13 protein-coding genes are annotated in these 15,855 nt (G+C 70.0%); 7 read left to right on the forward strand and 6 right to left on the reverse strand.

Going from position 1 to position 15,855, the window contains the following annotated elements; translation table 11 throughout:
• Positions 1-525 precede the first annotated feature (525 nt).
• The 5 genes from DEU36_RS15840 to DEU36_RS15860 form a co-directional block, all read right to left on the reverse strand.
• The gene (locus DEU36_RS15840; protein WP_120265303.1) at positions 526-1,506 is read right to left on the reverse strand and encodes a hypothetical protein; all 981 of its coding nucleotides are present in this window, start codon (positions 1,504-1,506) and stop codon (positions 526-528) included.
• Positions 1,507-1,707: 201 nt separating this feature from the next.
• Complete coding sequence (locus DEU36_RS15845; RefSeq protein WP_091503903.1) at positions 1,708-2,430, reverse strand: ABC transporter ATP-binding protein; 723 nt, start codon at positions 2,428-2,430, stop codon at positions 1,708-1,710.
• Positions 2,427-3,464 carry an ABC transporter ATP-binding protein gene (locus DEU36_RS15850; protein ID WP_120265304.1) on the reverse strand — a complete coding sequence of 346 codons (1,038 nt, stop codon included), beginning with the start codon at positions 3,462-3,464 and terminating at the stop codon, positions 2,427-2,429. The genes DEU36_RS15845 and DEU36_RS15850 overlap by 4 nt, the downstream gene beginning before the upstream one ends.
• Entirely contained in the window at positions 3,454-4,434 is a 981-nt protein-coding gene (locus DEU36_RS15855) for a branched-chain amino acid ABC transporter permease (protein ID WP_120265305.1), read from the reverse strand. Before DEU36_RS15855 ends, DEU36_RS15850 begins: the two co-directional genes overlap by 11 nt.
• Before the next feature lie 5 nt (positions 4,435-4,439).
• Positions 4,440-5,714, reverse strand: coding sequence for a branched-chain amino acid ABC transporter permease (locus DEU36_RS15860; protein WP_183045446.1), 1,275 nt, complete (start codon positions 5,712-5,714; stop codon positions 4,440-4,442).
• Positions 5,715-5,965: 251 nt separating this feature from the next.
• On the opposite strand from DEU36_RS15860, the gene guaB reads away from it, so the two are divergent.
• Positions 5,966-7,471, forward strand: coding sequence for an IMP dehydrogenase (gene guaB / locus DEU36_RS15865; protein ID WP_120265306.1), 1,506 nt, complete (start codon positions 5,966-5,968; stop codon positions 7,469-7,471).
• Positions 7,472-7,659: 188 nt separating this feature from the next.
• The gene (locus DEU36_RS15870) at positions 7,660-8,373 is read left to right on the forward strand and encodes an endonuclease domain-containing protein (RefSeq protein WP_120265307.1); all 714 of its coding nucleotides are present in this window, start codon (positions 7,660-7,662) and stop codon (positions 8,371-8,373) included.
• Between the two features lie 119 nt (positions 8,374-8,492).
• On the opposite strand, the gene DEU36_RS15875 is transcribed toward DEU36_RS15870, so the two are convergent.
• Positions 8,493-9,605, reverse strand: a complete 1,113-nt coding sequence (locus tag DEU36_RS15875) for an FAD-dependent oxidoreductase (protein WP_120265308.1) — start codon at positions 9,603-9,605, stop codon at positions 8,493-8,495.
• A gap of 190 nt (positions 9,606-9,795) precedes the next feature.
• On the opposite strand from DEU36_RS15875, the gene DEU36_RS15880 reads away from it, so the two are divergent.
• From DEU36_RS15880 to guaA, 5 genes are read left to right on the forward strand one after another with little or no spacing between them, the layout of a single operon-like run.
• The gene (locus tag DEU36_RS15880; RefSeq protein ID WP_120265309.1) at positions 9,796-11,484 is read left to right on the forward strand and encodes an ABC-F family ATP-binding cassette domain-containing protein; all 1,689 of its coding nucleotides are present in this window, start codon (positions 9,796-9,798) and stop codon (positions 11,482-11,484) included.
• Between the two features lie 57 nt (positions 11,485-11,541).
• Positions 11,542-12,660, forward strand: a complete 1,119-nt coding sequence (locus tag DEU36_RS15885) for a GuaB3 family IMP dehydrogenase-related protein (protein ID WP_120265310.1) — start codon at positions 11,542-11,544, stop codon at positions 12,658-12,660.
• Between the two features lies 1 nt (position 12,661).
• On the forward strand, positions 12,662-13,543 hold the full coding sequence (locus tag DEU36_RS15890; protein WP_396652179.1) for an SURF1 family protein: 882 nt from the start codon (positions 12,662-12,664) through the stop codon (positions 13,541-13,543).
• Between the two features lie 10 nt (positions 13,544-13,553).
• Positions 13,554-14,075: a DUF3817 domain-containing protein gene (locus DEU36_RS15895; RefSeq protein WP_112617903.1), complete on the forward strand. Its 522-nt coding sequence runs from the start codon at positions 13,554-13,556 to the stop codon at positions 14,073-14,075.
• Positions 14,072-15,652: a glutamine-hydrolyzing GMP synthase gene (gene guaA, locus DEU36_RS15900; protein WP_120265311.1), complete on the forward strand. Its 1,581-nt coding sequence runs from the start codon at positions 14,072-14,074 to the stop codon at positions 15,650-15,652. The genes DEU36_RS15895 and guaA overlap by 4 nt, the downstream gene beginning before the upstream one ends.
• The last annotated feature ends 203 nt before the right edge of the window (positions 15,653-15,855 follow it).

The following is a 15,855-nucleotide window of genomic DNA, read 5'->3' on the forward strand; positions in this document are numbered from 1 at the left end:
CTGGATGGGGTCGGGGCTCGAGTTGGCAGTTTGCGCCCGCTCTCTTGGCGTGAGTGGGCGCGAGCTGCCAGGTGGGGCCCGGGGTCTGGACGGGGTCGGGGCTTGAGTTGGCAGTTTGCGCCCCCTCTCGTGGCGTGAGTGCGCGCGAGCTGCCAGGTGAGCCCGGGTCTGGATGGGGTCGGGGCTTGAGTTGGCAGTCGGCGCCCCCTCTCGTGGCGTGAGTGGGCGCGAGCTGCCAAGTAAGGCATGGGCCTGGGCTGGGTCGGTGTCCGAGCTGGCAGTTGGCGCCCCTTCGGAGGCGCGGAGCAGGCACGAGCAGCCACGTGTGGCGTGGACCGCCGGCTCGGCGTGCCGGCGCCCCGGCCAGTCCGGTTGGCCCACAGTTGCTGAATTGGCAGTTGGCGCCCACTCTCTGGGCGTGAGTGGGCGCAAGCTGCCAAGTGGGGCCATCGGTCTGGGATTGGGGTGGCAGTTGGCGCCCGTTCCTGGTTCGGGAGTGGGCGCGAGCTGACAGGCGGAGCGTGGTCAGCGCGGGGGAGACCAGCCGCGCCGTCGCAGGGCACCGCCCACGAGGGCCACTGCCGCGGAACCGGTGGGTCGGATGTGCGCGGAGGTGAGCCGCACCACCTCGAAGCCGAGAGCGACGTAGGCGGTGTGCTTCTCGATGTCGCGCGCCCATTGGCGTCTCGAGGTGCGGTGGTGGTCGCCCTCGACCTCGGCGATGACGCGGTACTCGGGCCAGACGGCATCCGCGATCCCCGCTAAGCGCCCCGCACGATCCCGGATCTCACGGTCGAGCACAGGCTCCGGCAGCCCCGCCGCGACGACGACGAGCCGGAAGTCGGTCTCCAGCGGCGACATCGCGCCCTCACGAATGAGCGCGAGCGCTTCCGCGAGCTTCGCGGAGCCGACACGTCTCCCCGCGGCGGCGGCGGCAGCCAGCTCCTCGACCGTGCTCAGTCGCTCCTCGGGCAGGCGCCGCCCCCGCTCACCGCGCGGCACCCGCACGAGAGCATCGCCGATGCGGACCAGCTCGCGAACACCGGCATCCCGCCCGAGCATCGCCCACGTCGATGCCGGCGTCGACACCCGCAGGCCTCCGAGAGTGGTCACCTCGACGTGCGTCGGGGCGAGCTGGCGTCCTCGGATGCCGTGCCGGCGCGGTGCGCGCGCGGGCGCGACGACCCCCACCTCGAGCTCGCTCGGGGGACGAGCGCTCGTCCCCCAGAGCACCGCTGCCGTCCGTCCGCAGAAGAAGGCCCGCCCGTCCATGATCTGGGAGTAGGCTCGCGCGCGGTCGAGCACCCGGCGTCGGACCTCCTGATCGTCGTCGAGCAGCCCGCACGCTACGGCATCCTCTGTTCCGCGCCTTCGGCGCACGCCGCGGAAGGGCGTGTCGAGGTCTGCCGCACGCAGCCGCTTGGGCGAGATGCCCGACGCCGATGCCGCGGCGCACGAGAACACCTCGTCGAGGTCTTCGGGCAAAGGCTCCGGACGTCGCGGCATTCCCTCATCCTGCGGGCGGCCGCGGCCCGCGTGTGGGCGGGCGTCCCCGCCTGTGCACATCCCACCCAGCTCTCTCGTGGGGGAGGAGCGCCGCCGTCAAATGCACTTCGCCTGGCAGCTCAGGCCCCTTCCGCGTGTGAGAAGGGGCGAGAACTGCCAGGCGAAGCCAGCCAAACCAGGCGAAGCCAGCCAAACCAGGCGTCAGGTGCCCAGGGTGCCGAGGTACAGGCCGATGACCTTGGGGTCGTTGAGCAGCTCGCGGCCGGTCCCCGTGTAGGCGTCGCGACCCTGGTCGAGGACGTACCCGCGGTCGCAGATCTGCAGGCAGCGCCGGGCGTTCTGCTCGACCATGATCGTCGTCACGCCCGCCTTATTGATCTCCGACACCCGCAGGAACGCCTCGTCCTGACGCGACGGCGACAGGCCCGCCGACGGCTCGTCGAGCAGCAGGACGTACGGGTCCATCATGAGCGCGCGCCCCATGGCGACCATCTGACGTTCGCCGCCCGACAGCGATCCCGCCCGCTGCTGCAGCCGCTTGGCGAGATCGGGGAAGATGGATGTCACGAAGTCGGTGCGCTCCGCGACGACCTTCGGTCGCTGGTACGCCCCCATCTGCAGGTTCTCGGCGATCGTCAGGCTCGGGAAGACGTTGTTCGTCTGCGGCACGAAGCCGACGCCCTTCGAGACGAGCTTGTTGGCGCGCAGCCCCGTGATCTCCTCGCCGTTCAGCTTCACCGAACCGGAGCGCACCTTCACCTGACCGAAGATCGCCTTGAGCATCGTGGACTTGCCGGCGCCGTTCGGGCCGATGATCCCCACGAGCTCACCGGGGGCGGCGGTGAGGTTCGCGCCGTTGAGGATGTTCACGCCGGGCAGATACCCCGCGTGCACGTCGGACAGCTCGACGACGTTCTCGGTCACTTGCGGTCCCCATCCTTGTCGGCATCCGCGGCACCCGCGGCATCCGGAACACCCGCGGCATCCGTGGTCGGCGCCTCTACGATCGCCTGGTCGAGCTCGTGCACGGTCTCGACGAGTTCCTCCGCCTCGGGCGGCAGCTCGCCGGCGTGGCGGCCCGTCACGACGCCGAGGTCGACGTCCTGATGCGCGCCGAGATACGCGTCGATCACGGCGGGGTTCTGCATCACGGTGTCGGGCGGGCCCTCGGCGACGACGCGTCCTTCGGCCATCACGACCACCCAGTCGGCGATGTGGCGCACCATGTGCATGTCGTGCTCGACGAAGACCACGGTCATGCCGAGGTCCTTCAGGTCGAGGATGTGGTCGAGCAACGACTGCGTCAGCGCGGGGTTCACCCCGGCCATCGGCTCGTCGAGCATGACGAGCACGGGATCGCTCATGAGCGCACGGGCCATCTCGAGGAGCTTGCGCTGTCCGCCCGAGAGCGACGCGGCGAAGTCCTTCTCTTTCGTGTCGAGCTTGAACCGCGCGAGCAGGCCCCGCGCCTTCTCCTCGATCTCCGCCTCCTGCTTGCGCCAGAGGAAGGGGAGGATGCCGGCGAAGATCCCCTCGCCGGTCTGCTTCGGGGCACCGAGCTTCATGTTCTCGAGCACCGTGAGCAGACCGAGCGACTTCGTCAGCTGGAACGTGCGCACCTGGCCCATGCGGGCCGCCTTGAAGGCAGGGATGCCGGCCAGGTTGGTCCCGTCGAACGACCACGACCCCGCGTTGGGCTTGTCGAAGCCGGTGAGGAGGTTGAACAGCGTGGTCTTGCCGGCGCCATTCGGTCCGATCAGGGCGGTGATGGCACCGCGCGGAATCTCGAGGTGCTCGACATCGACCGCGGTCAGGCCGCCGAAGACGCGCTTGACGCCGTCGGCGACGATGATGGGGTCGTTCTTCGCGACGCCGGGGCGGACCTCGCCGCTGCCGTCGTCTTTGTGCAGGCCGGTCGCCTTGGGGCGCGGCGTCGGGGGTACGACATCAGCGGACAAAGGTCAGCTCCTTCTTGCTTCCGAGGATGCCCTGCGGGCGGAAGATCACCAGCAGCATGAGCGCGACGCCGACCAGCACGAACACGAGCATCTGGCTCTGCTCGCTGGTCAGGAACGGCAGCCAGCCGATGTTGACGAGGGCCGGCAGCAGGTTCGACAGGAACGCGCGCACCACCCAGAAGAGCACGGCGCCGAGCACCGGGCCGAAGATGGTGGCCGCGCCGCCGAGCAGCAGCGCCGTCCAGACGTAGAACGTCTGCGAGGTGACGTAGACGTTCGGGTTGACGTTGGTCCCCATGGCGGTGACGATGCCGCCCGCCGCGATGATGACGCCGCCGACGATGAGCGCCTGCATCTTGAAGGCGAAGACGTTCTTGCCGAGCGAGCGCACGGCGTCCTCGTCCTCGCGGATGCCGCGGATGACGCGCCCCCACGGGCTGCTCATGAGCAGCCAGACCAGCACGACCACGATCGCGATCGTGATGATCCCGACGATGATGACCCACCACTGGTCCGACTGGTAGGTCCACGGCCCGAAACCCCACCGACCGGGAGGAAGCGGGTTGCTGGCGCGGAATCCGGCCTGGAAGCCCGAGAGACCGTCGGCCGATCCCGTCTGGTTGCGGAACGCCGACGTCAGGAAGAGCAGGCGCAGCACCTCGGCAGCTGCGATCGTCACGATCGCGAGGTAGTCGCCGCGCAGCCGGAGGGTCGGGATGCCCATGACGAGCGCGAAGATCACGGCGGCGATGAGGCCGACGAGCGCTGCCACCGGCCACGCGAGCCCGAAGGTGAGGATCGAGATGGCGAACCCGTAGGCGCCGATCGCCATGAACCCGGCGACACCCATGTTCAGCAGGCCCGCGAAGCCGAAGTGAACCGAGAGGCCGATGGCGGCGAGGATGTACCCGAGGGTCGCCGGGGCGAGGATCTGCGCCGCGGTGTTGCTGAGGATCTGAAGGAAGTTCACGATGCCTATCCGATTCGCTCTCGGCGCCCGAGGAGACCCTGCGGGCGGAACAGCAGGATGACGATCAGCACGACCAGCGCGCCGACGTACTTGAGGTCGGAGGGGATCCACAGCGTCGACACCTCGACGAGGAGCCCCACGATGATGGCGCCCACGAGCGCGCCGAAGGCGGTCCCGAGACCGCCGAGCGTGACGGCGGCGAAGATGAGCAGCAGGATGCTCGTGCCCATGTCCCACTTGATGCCCGGGCGGAAGTAGGCCCACAGGACACCGGAGAGGCCGGCGAGGGCTGCGGCGACCACCCAGACGACCCGCACCACCGCGTCGACGTCGATGCCGCTGGCGGCGGCGAGCGAGGGGTTGTCCGAGACGGCCCGCGTCGCGCGGCCGATCCTCGTGCGCATCAGCCACCAGGCGAAGCCGGCGATGACCACGAGCGAGACACCCATGCTGATCACGTCGGTGAGGGTGAGACGGACGGGGCCGAGTCCGGGGATGACCGAGGTCGAACCGCCGGGGAGCTGCGCCGTCCCGCCGCCGACGAACATCTGGAAGACGTAGCGCAGCGCGAGCGAGAGGCCGATCGAGACGATCATGAGCTGCACGGTGCCGAGGCCGCGGCGTCGCAGCGGTCGCCACAGGCCGGCATCCATCGTCAGCCCGAACAGCGCCGACACGGCGACCGCCAATGGGATCGCGATCCAGATCGGCAGGCTGAAGCCGGCTGAGAACAGCAGCGCGGCGAGCGCGCCGAAGGTGACCATCTCGCCGTGGGCGAAGTTCGACAGTCCCGTCGTGCCGAACACGAGCGAGAGGCCGATCGCGGCGAGGGCCAGCATGAGACCGAAGTTCAGCCCGTTGACCGCGCGGGAGAGCAGCTGGTCGACGAAGCTCGTCGTCTGCCGCTCGGCCGCTTCGAGGGTGAAGTTGCGTGTGATCGTGCTGGTCGCGCCGAACTCCACCTCGATGGTGGACTCGAAGCCCTCCGGAACCGACACCCCCGAGGGGAGGCTGTCTTCGACGAGCTCGACGGTGTAGGCGACGTCCTTGGTCGGAACGCCGATCGAGAAGCTGCCTCTCTCGTTCGTCTCGCCTTCGGCTTCGAAGTCGCCGCCGGTCACGACGATGGTGACTCCCTCGACGGGTTCACCGCCGGTGCGGACGTTGCCCGCGATCGTGAACGGCAACGACTCGGCGTCGTCGCCTGCGGCGAGGGCGGGGGAGGCGATGCCCAGGAACGCCACGGCGGCCAGGAGGCCGGCGATCAACGTCGAGAACATGCGCCTCGGGCGACGAGCAGCGCGCGTCATCGAAGTGATCGCCACTGGCACCTCCTGAGATAAGTGGACGAACGCCGAGAGGTACCGGTTCTGCTGGTGGCTTCGGCGACACCTGAACGTATGCGCTGATTGTTGCTTGCGTGTTTCCGGTGCGCAACAACGAATGCGGTGTGTCGTTTCGCGGATCTCGGGCGCGGGAATGCCGCGCGGCGCCGGGCGCTTAGAATCGTTGAGACTTTCAAGGAGTGCGCATGAGCGACTACAACGACCCGTTCGGATTCGTCGGCCTCACCTACGACGACGTCCTGCTCCTGCCGGGGCACACCGACGTCATCCCGTCCGAGGCCGATACGTCGTCGCGCGTGACGCGCCGCATCACCGTGGCGACGCCCCTGCTGTCGGCCGCGATGGACACCGTCACCGAGGCGCGCCTGGCGATCGCGATCGCCCGCGAAGGCGGCATCGGGATCATCCACCGCAACCTCTCCATCGAGGAGCAGGCGGCGATGGTCGACCGGGTCAAGCGCAGCGAGTCGGGGATGATCACCGACCCGATCACCACGACCCCCGACGCCACGATCGAAGAGGTCGACGCGCTCTGCGGGCAGTACCGCATCTCGGGACTGCCCGTCATCGACGACGAGGGGCATCTGCTCGGCATCGTCACGAACCGCGACATGCGCTTCGTCTCGGGCTTCGAGCGTCAGACCACCAAGGTGCGCGACGTCATGACGAGCGAGAACCTGGTCACCGGGCGGGTCGGCATCGGTGCGAACGAGGTCATCGCGCTCTTCGCCCACCACCGCGTCGAGAAGCTGCCCCTCCTCGACGGCGAGGGCAAGCTCGCCGGTCTCATCACGATCAAGGACTTCGACAAGAGCGAGAAGTACCCCCTCGCCACGAAGGACGACCAGGGACGCCTGCGCGTCGGCGCGGCCATCGGCTTCTTCGGTGACGCGTGGCAGCGGGCCGAGGCCCTCCGCGACGCCGGTGTCGACGTGATCGTGGTCGACACCGCGAACGGCCAGTCCGCGGGCGTCATCGACATGGTCAAGCGGCTCAAGGCCGACGCATCCTTCGAGCACATCGACGTCATCGGCGGCAACGTCGCGACCCGCGAGGGCGCGCAGGCCCTCATCGACGCGGGTGTGGATGCCGTCAAGGTCGGCGTCGGGCCGGGCTCGATCTGCACCACGCGCGTCGTCGCCGGAGTCGGTGTTCCCCAGGTCACCGCGATCTACGAAGCATCGCTGGCCGCGCGCGAAGCCGGCATCCCGATCATCGCCGACGGCGGCCTGCAGTACTCGGGCGATATCGCCAAGGCCCTCGTCGCCGGTGCCGACTCGGTCATGCTCGGGTCGCTGCTCGCCGGAACCGACGAGTCGCCGGGCGAGATCGTCTTCCAGGGCGGCAAGCAGTTCAAGCAGTACCGCGGCATGGGTTCGCTCGGTGCGCTGCAGACCCGTGGCAAGAAGACCTCGTACTCGAAGGACCGCTACTTCCAGGCCGATGTGCCGAGCGACGACAAGCTCATCCCCGAGGGGATCGAGGGCCAGGTGGCCTATCGCGGCCCCGTGTCGGCCGTGGCCTACCAGCTCATCGGGGGACTGCGGCAGTCGATGTTCTATGTCGGCGCCCGCACCGTCGAAGAGCTCAAGGCTCGCGGCAAGTTCGTCCGCATCACCTCGGCCGGGCTCAAGGAGTCCCACCCCCACGATGTTCAGATCGTGGTGGAAGCCCCGAACTACAAGCGCTGACCCCCGGGCCCGAAGCTCGGAGATTCTGACGAAGGTCGGACCGATCCCCGCGGATCGCACGTCCTTCGTCGCATTCTCCGACGAAGGACGTGCGCGGCGGCTCCTCCCCAGCTCGCCGTGGCGCGCTGTCGTCCCGAGTTCTCGGGTCCGGATGCCGCGCGGCGGCGAAGCGCCGTCACGATGACGGGATGCCGCGCCGTCCTGCTCCCTCCGAAGTGGCCGACTGGGTGGATGCCGCCGGCGGTAGGCTCACGTGCGTCTCGCTCGCGCGGCGGCGCGGCTGGTGGGTTCCCGACGGCATTCGCGAACGACACCACGTCCACCTCTTGCCGCGCGCCTCGTCGTCGGGCCTCATCGGCGCCGACGTCAGCGCCCACTGGACGCGGGCGCTCTGCCCCGTCGCGCGGTCGGATCTCGAAGCCGGGATCGAGGACGCTCTCGGCCACATCGCCCAATGCCTGTCGCGCGACGAGGCGCTCGTGGTGTGGGAATCGGCATCCCGCGCCGAAGCTCTGGCGCCCGAAGCCCTGCGGGCGGTGCCCTGGACCTCCATCGCCGCGCGTGAGCTCGCCTCCGCTGTGACGGGACTATCCGACTCCGGCCTGGAGACGCTGATCTTCGCCCCCTTACGCGAGCGCGGTGTCGCCGTCGTGCAACAGGCCCGCATCGCCGGCCAATTCGTCGACGGCCTCATCGGCGAGGCGCTGGTCGTTCAGGTCGACGGATTCGCGTTCCACTCCTCGAGCGCGCAGCGCACCGCGGACGTCGCCCACGACGCCGACCTGCGGCTGCGCGGCTACACGGTGCTGCGCTTCACGTACCGGCAGGTGGTGCACGAGCGTGCCGCCGTCCAGCGCACCCTGCAGCGCGCTCTCGCTCAGCGACTCCACCTGTGGCCGTGAGTCGCGCCGGGCAGGGACCGCCCGCGAACTTCGGAGAATCGCGTCGAACTCGGAGGGATCGAGCCGATCGGTCCGAACTTCGCCGCATCCTCCGAACTTCGCACCGCCCTCGCCCGCGTTCAGGCCGCGGGCAGCCGGAACGGCGCGGCCGCGCGAGCCGCCGCATCGAGGGCGAGGTCGGCGAGAGTCGCCCCGACACCGGGCGCGAACTTGAAGCCGTGGCCCGAGAACCCCGCGCCCACCACGACCGAGCCGACGCGGTCGAGCACGAACGCGCTGTCATCGGTCGAGGTGTAGGTGCACGACAGGTGTACAGCGGAGCCCGGGTCGAGGCCCGGCATCCATTCGCGCACGTAGTCGACGAGCGTGTCGTGGTGCGTCACACGGTGGGGCCGCTCGTCAGGGTCGACGACGTCTCCGACGCGGTGGAATCCGACCTTCACGCCTTCGCCCAGCGTCGGCATGCCGTAGACCGGCGCCGGGTAGCGCGCCGGGTCGAGCCGATGGTTGAACGAGGGCCACGGGCCGGTCGTCGGAGCGAAATGCGCCGGAGTCTCTTCGGTCACCGTCAGGCGCGGCAAGCGGATGCCGCGCAGCAGGCGCTCGGTCCAGGCGCCGACCGTCGCGACGACGACATCCGCCTCGATCTCTCCTCCGTCTGCGAGCTGCACGCGCGCACCGTGCTCGCCGAGGTCGTCGACCCGCGTCACCGGCGCGCCCCAGCGCACCTCTCCACCGGCGGCGAGCACGCGCCGCTCGAGCTCGAGCATCGCCGCCGACGCCCGCGCGACACCGGCGTCCGACGAGAACAGCACATCCGTCTCGAACCGCATCCCGGGCCAGCGCGCACCCGCCTCCGCCGCCGCGAGCATCTCGACCGGGATGCCGCGTTCGCGCAGGCTCCGGGCGATCGTCTCGAGCCCCGCGTCGCCGTCGGCGGCACCGCCGAGGTCACTGCCGACCCCGTGGGTCACGAGCCCGTGCCGCCGCAGCAGTGGCTCGCCGCCGACCTCGCCGAGCGCATCCCAGCCCTCGCGCGCTCGCTGCAGCAGGTCGAGATAGTGGGTGTCGGCGTAGGCGTTGTTGAAGTTGCGTGTCTCGCCGTGCGAGGCCCCGTGCGTGTGTCCGCGCCCGAAGCGCTCGAGCACGATGGGCCGTTCACCGCGCCGGGTCAGTGCCCATGCGGTGGCGAGGCCCATGACACCAGCGCCGATGATCACGATGCGACTCATGCGGCCAGCATCCCACCCGCCGCCGCGCCGCTGTGCGCGACTACGGCCGACTTCGGAGAATCGCGTCATTCTCGGACGCATTCGGCCCCAGCATCCGAGTCTCGTCCGATTCTCCGAGGTACGCGGGCGCGCGCGCCGCGATGCGATAGCCTGGTCGGCTCCGCAGTGGAGCGGAAAGGCCCGGTCCACGATGGGATCGCTCGACATCCAAGGTGTCTCGTACACCCTCCCCGACGGCAGGCCGCTGCTCGACGAGGTGACGTTCCGTGTCGGCGCGGGCTCGACGACCGCGCTGATCGGTCAGAACGGCGCGGGAAAGACGACGCTGCTGCGCATCATCCGCGGGGATGCCGCGGCCCACGGCGGCGTCGTCCAGATCGACGGCGGGCTCGGGGTCATGGACCAGTTCGTCGGGCACGGCGTCGCCGGTGAGACCGTCCACGACCTGCTCATCTCGGTCGCGCCCGATCGCGTCCGCCTCGCCGCCCGCGAGCTGGATGACGCCGAGAACGCCGTGATCGCCTCCGACGAGCTCGACACCCAGATGCGCTACGCCGCCGCGATCGCCGACTACGCCGACGCCGGCGGCTACGAGTACGAGACCGTATGGGACACCTGCACGACGGCGGCTCTCGGCGTCCCGTTCGAGCGGGCGCGCTATCGCGAGCTGACGACCCTGTCGGGCGGCGAGCAGAAGCGGCTCGCTCTCGAGGCGCTGCTGCGCGGACCCGATGAGGTGCTCCTGCTCGACGAGCCCGACAACTACCTCGACGTCCCGGGCAAGCGCTGGCTCGAGGAGCGGTTGCGCGAGACGACCAAGACGGTCCTGCTCGTCTCGCACGACCGAGAGCTGCTCGCGCGCGCCGCCGACCGCATCGTGACGCTCGAGGCCGGGGGAGCAGGCAGCACGGCGTGGGTCCACGGCGGGAGCTTCGAGACCTACCACCGCGCCCGCGACGACCGGATGGCCCGCCTCGACGAGCTGCGCCGTCGGTGGGACGAGGAGCACGCGAAACTGAAGAAGTTCGTCGCCGACATGAAGGTGAAGGCGGCCGCGAGCGACGACTTCGCCTCGCGGTACCGGGCGGCCCAGACGCGCCTGCGCCGGTTCGAGGAGGCCGGCCCGCCCGAGGAGCGCCCGGCCGAGCAGAACCTCCAGCTGCGCCTGCGCGGGTCGCGTACTGGCAAGCGCGCGGTCGTCGCCGATGGACTCGAGCTCATCGGCCTCATGCAGCCGTTCGACCTCGAGGTCTGGTTCGGCGATCGCGTGGCCGTGCTCGGCTCCAACGGTTCGGGGAAGTCCCACTTCCTGCGGCTGCTCGCAGCCGGCGGCACAGCGCCCGACGCACTGCTCGGGCACGTCACCACCGTCGGTGCCGCCCTCGAGCCGGTCGCTCACGCCGGCAGCGTCACGCTCGGGGCGCGAGTCGTCCCGGGCTGGTTCGCCCAGACCCACCGGCATCCGGAGTTCGCCGGCCGCACCCTGCTGGAGATCCTGCATCGGGGCGACGACCGCCGAGCCGGGATGCCACGGGATGCCGCGAGCTCGGCGCTGGACCGCTACGGGCTCGTCCGCCAGGCCGAGCAGAGCTTCGACAGCCTCTCGGGCGGTCAGCAGGCGCGGTTCCAGGTGCTGCTGCTCGAGCTCTCCGGGGCCACGCTGCTGCTGCTCGACGAGCCGACCGACAACCTCGACCTCACGTCGGCCGAGGCCCTCGAGCACGCGCTCGCCGCGTTCGAGGGGACGGTCCTCGCGGTCACGCACGACCGCTGGTTCGCGCGCTCGTTCGATCGGTTCGTCGTCTTCGGTGGAGACGGACGCGTCTACGAGTCGGGCGAGGCGGTCTGGGACGAGCAGCGCGTCGCCCGTGCTCGCTGAGCGGACGGCCGGTCCGGACGTCGCGTCCGGGCCGGCCGGTAGGCTGGAGGGGTGACCATGGAGATCGAGCTCGGCCGCGCCAAGCGCGCCCGTCGGGCCTACGCGTTCGACGACATCGCGGTGGTGCCCTCGCGGCGCACCCGCAACACCGAGGACGTGTCGACCGCTTGGTCGATCGATGCGTTCCAGTTCTCGATCCCGGTGCTCGGCGCTCCGATGGACTCCGTCACCAGTCCCCGCACGGCGATCATGCTCGGTCAGCTCGGCGGACTGGGCGTGCTCGACCTCGAGGGGCTCTGGACGCGATACGACGACCCCGAGCCCCTGCTCGCCGAGATCGCGGGACTGCCTGATGCGTCGGCGACCCGACGCATGCAGGAGCTCTACGCCGAGCCGATCAAGCCCGGGCTCGTGCGCGATCGCTTGGCCGAGATCCGCGCGGCGGGCGTCACGGTGGCCGGCTCGCTCACCCCGCAGCGCACCCAGGAGCTGTACGAGACGGTCGTCGCCGCTGGCGTCGATCTGTTCGTCATCCGCGGCACGACGGTGTCGGCCGAGCACGTCTCGAGTGTCGACGAGCCCCTGAACCTCAAGAAGTTCATCTACGACCTCGACGTCCCGGTGATCGTCGGCGGCGCGGCGACCTACACCGCTGCCCTGCACCTCATGCGCACGGGGGCGGCCGGTGTGCTCGTCGGCTTCGGCGGCGGCGCCGCCTCGACCACCCGCGCGACCCTGGGCCTGCACGCTCCGATGGCCACGGCTGTGGCCGACGTCGCCGGAGCACGTCGCGACTACCTCGACGAGTCGGGCGGGCGTTACGTCCATGTCATCGCCGATGGCGGCGTCGGCACGTCGGGCGACATCGTCAAGGCGCTCGCGATGGGTGCCGACGCCGTGATGCTGGGCGTCGCCCTGGCGCGCGCGACGGATGCCCCCGGCCAGGGCTTCCACTGGGGACCCGAGGCCCACCACGCTCAGCTTCCCCGCGGTCGCCGTGTGGCGGTCGAGCAGGTCGGCTCGCTCGAAGAGGTGCTCTACGGCCCGGCGCCGGTCGCCGACGGCACCGCGAACCTCATCGGCGCGCTGAAGAAGTCGATGGCGACGACCGGCTACTCCGACCTCAAGGAGTTCCAGCGCGTGGAGGTCGTGGTGGCGCCGTACAGCGTGCGGTGACATGAGCTCGATCGACTCCGCTCCCTCCGCAGCGCCGGCGGCGGCTTTCGCGCCTACGCTGCGCGAGGTCATGCTGCGCCCGTGGTGGCTGGGCATGCTCGCCTTCGCGCTGCTCGTGGCGGCGGTGTTCGCGTGGCTCGGCCAGTGGCAGCTCTCGCGCGCCGTCGACACCTCGCCGCCCCCGCCGGGTCAGACCGAGCAGGTGCGCCCGCTCGCCGATGTGGCCGAACCCGGCGAATACCTGCCCGAGCCGCTGGTCGGTCAGCGGGTGGAGGTGCGCGGGTCGTTCGTCGCCGACGACTTCGAGGTCGTCTCGTCGCGCTTCGACCGCGGCGAGGAGGGGTACTGGGTGACCGGTCAGCTCCGGGTCGATCCCGAGTCCGCGCGGTCGTCCGATCCGACCTCGCTCGCCGTCGCGGTGGGGTGGACGGCCGACCGAGCCGAGGCGGATGCCGCCGCGGCGGCACTCGACGCCGATCCGCCGCAGGATGTCGCCCTCACGGGACGCATCATCTCCGACGAAGGCCCCGCGCTGCCGGGGCGTGGCGCCGATCCGCAGGAGATGACGCGGATGTCGCCCGCCGCGCTGCTCAGCCGCTGGCACGACACGGCGGGGCTCGACGTCTACCGCGGCTACCTCACGTCCGCGGAGTCGTTCGGGGGCCTGACCGCGATCCACTCGCCGGCGCCGGACGAGCGGTCGAACGTGAACTGGCTCAACATCTTCTACGCCGTCGAGTGGGCGGTGTTCGCGGGCTTCGCCTTCTACATGTGGTACCGCCTGGCCAAGGACGCATGGGAGAAAGAGCTCGAAGACCTCGAGGACGAACGCGAGGACGCTGACGTCCCCGCCGCGGGAAGCGTCCCGCCGGGCCGCGACTAGACTGGACCCCATGCCTCGCGCCCCGAAACTCGCCACGTTCCCGGCGATCCGGAACGCACTGCGCTTCTACCAGATCTGTTCGGTGATCACGGGTGTCGGCCTGCTGCTCCTGCTCGCCGAGATGATCCTGAAGTACACCCCGATCCACACCGAGCTCTTCGCCGGCGGGTCGGGTGGTCTGCTCTGGTTCGCGCCCGTGATCGCCGGTGCCGACTGCGAGTGGTGGTCGCTGTTCCTGCCGCAGACGAACTCGTGCGAGATGCTCTCGACGGGCGACGGCTTCAACATCTCGCTCGCGATCCTCGTCGTGCACGGCTGGTTCTACGTCGTGTATCTGTTCTCCTGCTTCCGCGTATGGAGTCTCATGCGCTGGTCGTTCCCCCGCTTCATCCTGCTCGCACTCGGCGGCGTCGTGCCCGCCCTGTCGTTCTTCATGGAGGCCCGCGTCGCACGCGAGGTGAGGACCTACCTCGCCGAGCGCGAAGCCGCTGAGGCCGCCGCATCCATCCCCGCCACGGAAGGCACCCGGTGACCACCCAGACTGAAACGTCGCAGCGTCCTGTCCTCGTCGTCGACTTCGGCGCGCAGTACGCCCAGCTCATCGCCCGTCGCGTGCGCGAAGCGGGCGTCTACAGCGAACTCGTCCCGCACACCGCGACCGCCGAGGAGATCGCGGCGAAGGAGCCGGTGGGCATCATCCTCTCCGGCGGTCCGTCGTCGGTGTACGAACCCGGCGCCCCGGCGATCGACCCCGGGGTGTTCGATCTCGGCGTCCCGACCCTCGGGATCTGCTACGGATTCCAGGTGATGGCCCAGAGCCTGGGCGGTGAGGTCGCCAACACCGGACTCCGCGAATACGGCGCCACCGACGCGACCATCGTCACGGAGGGCACCCTGCTCGAGGGGCAGCCGGTCGAGCAGAACGTCTGGATGAGTCACGGAGACCAGGTCTCGCGCGCGCCCGAGGGATTCGAGGTGCTCGCTCGCACAGCAGCCACGCCCGTGGCCGCCTTCGCGAACGACACGCGCAAGTTCTACGGCGTGCAGTGGCACCCCGAGGTGAAGCACTCCGACCACGGGCAGAAGGTGCTCGAGAACTTCCTGCACAAGGCGGCGGGGCTCCCGGCCGACTGGAACAGCGGCAACGTCATCGCCGAGCAGGTTGAGCGCATTCGCGAGCAAGTCGGCTCGGGGCGCGTGATCTCCGCGCTTTCGGGCGGTGTCGACTCGGCCGTGTCGACGGCCCTCGTGCACAAGGCGGTCGGTGACAAGCTCACCGCGATCTTCGTCGACCACGGCCTTCTCCGGAAGGGCGAGAGGGAGCAGGTCGAGAACGACTACGTCGCCTCGACGGGTGTCCGGCTGATCACGGTCGATGCCCGCGAACGTTTCCTCGAGGCCCTCGCCGGCGTGAGCGACCCCGAGCAGAAGCGCAAGATCATCGGGCGTGAGTTCATCCGCGCCTTCGAGCAGGCCGAGCGCGACCTGATGGCCGAGGCGGCCGCCGACGGCGAGCCGATCCGGTTCCTCGTGCAGGGGACGCTGTACCCGGATGTCGTCGAGTCCGGCGGTGGCGCCGGCACGGCGAACATCAAGAGCCACCACAACGTGGGCGGCCTGCCCGAAGACCTGCAGTTCGAGCTCATCGAGCCGCTGCGAACGCTCTTCAAGGACGAGGTCCGCGCCATCGGCCGCGAGCTCGGACTTCCCGAGGCCATCGTCGGACGCCAGCCGTTTCCGGGGCCCGGCCTCGGGATCCGCATCGTGGGCGAGGTCACCGCTGACCGTCTCGAGATCCTGCGTGACGCCGACGCGATCGCCCGTGCCGAGCTGACGAAGGCGGGGCTGGATGCCGAGATCTGGCAATGCCCCGTCGTGCTGCTCGCCGATGTGCGATCGGTGGGAGTGCAGGGGGACGGGCGCACCTACGGACATCCGATCGTCCTGCGTCCCGTCTCGAGCGAAGACGCGATGACCGCGGACTGGACGCGCCTGCCCTACGACGTGCTGTCGAAGATCTCCAACCGGATCACGAACGAGGTCCGCGACGTGAACCGCGTGGTGCTCGACGTCACCTCGAAGCCCCCGGGGACCATCGAGTGGGAGTGATCGCGCGAGCGACGCTCGACAGCGAGACGGCGGATGCCGCGGCCGAACCAGCCGCGGCATCCGCCGTTTTCCGCATGATCACGCGGATCGCGGGCCGTCGAGCGGGTTGCGACACGCCCGGGATGTCGCGCCGCTTTGCCACGATGCCGGGAGCCGCGTAACTTATTACTTGTTCGCCCCACAGGGAAGAGCGAGAGGGCCGG

Origin of the sequence: Microbacterium sp. AG238 (genome assembly GCF_003610405.1) — a bacterium.
Lineage (GTDB): Bacteria > Actinomycetota > Actinomycetes > Actinomycetales > Microbacteriaceae > Microbacterium.

Bases quoted from the DNA above. Each gene is read 5' to 3' on its own strand.
- DEU36_RS15860 (WP_183045446.1), bottom strand. From the start codon at position 5,714: ATGTTCTCGACGTTGATCGCCGGCCTCCTGGCCGCCGTGGCGTTCCTG.
- DEU36_RS15875 (WP_120265308.1), bottom strand. From the start codon at position 9,605: ATGAGTCGCATCGTGATCATCGGCGCTGGTGTCATGGGCCTCGCCACC.
- guaB (WP_120265306.1), top strand. From the start codon at position 5,966: ATGAGCGACTACAACGACCCGTTCGGATTCGTCGGCCTCACCTACGAC.
- DEU36_RS15880 (WP_120265309.1), top strand. From the start codon at position 9,796: ATGGGATCGCTCGACATCCAAGGTGTCTCGTACACCCTCCCCGACGGC.
- DEU36_RS15890 (WP_396652179.1), top strand. From the start codon at position 12,662: ATGAGCTCGATCGACTCCGCTCCCTCCGCAGCGCCGGCGGCGGCTTTC.
- DEU36_RS15885 (WP_120265310.1), top strand. From the start codon at position 11,542: ATGGAGATCGAGCTCGGCCGCGCCAAGCGCGCCCGTCGGGCCTACGCG.
- DEU36_RS15840 (WP_120265303.1), bottom strand. From the start codon at position 1,506: ATGCCGCGACGTCCGGAGCCTTTGCCCGAAGACCTCGACGAGGTGTTC.
- DEU36_RS15895 (WP_112617903.1), top strand. From the start codon at position 13,554: ATGCCTCGCGCCCCGAAACTCGCCACGTTCCCGGCGATCCGGAACGCA.
- DEU36_RS15870 (WP_120265307.1), top strand. From the start codon at position 7,660: ATGCCGCGCCGTCCTGCTCCCTCCGAAGTGGCCGACTGGGTGGATGCC.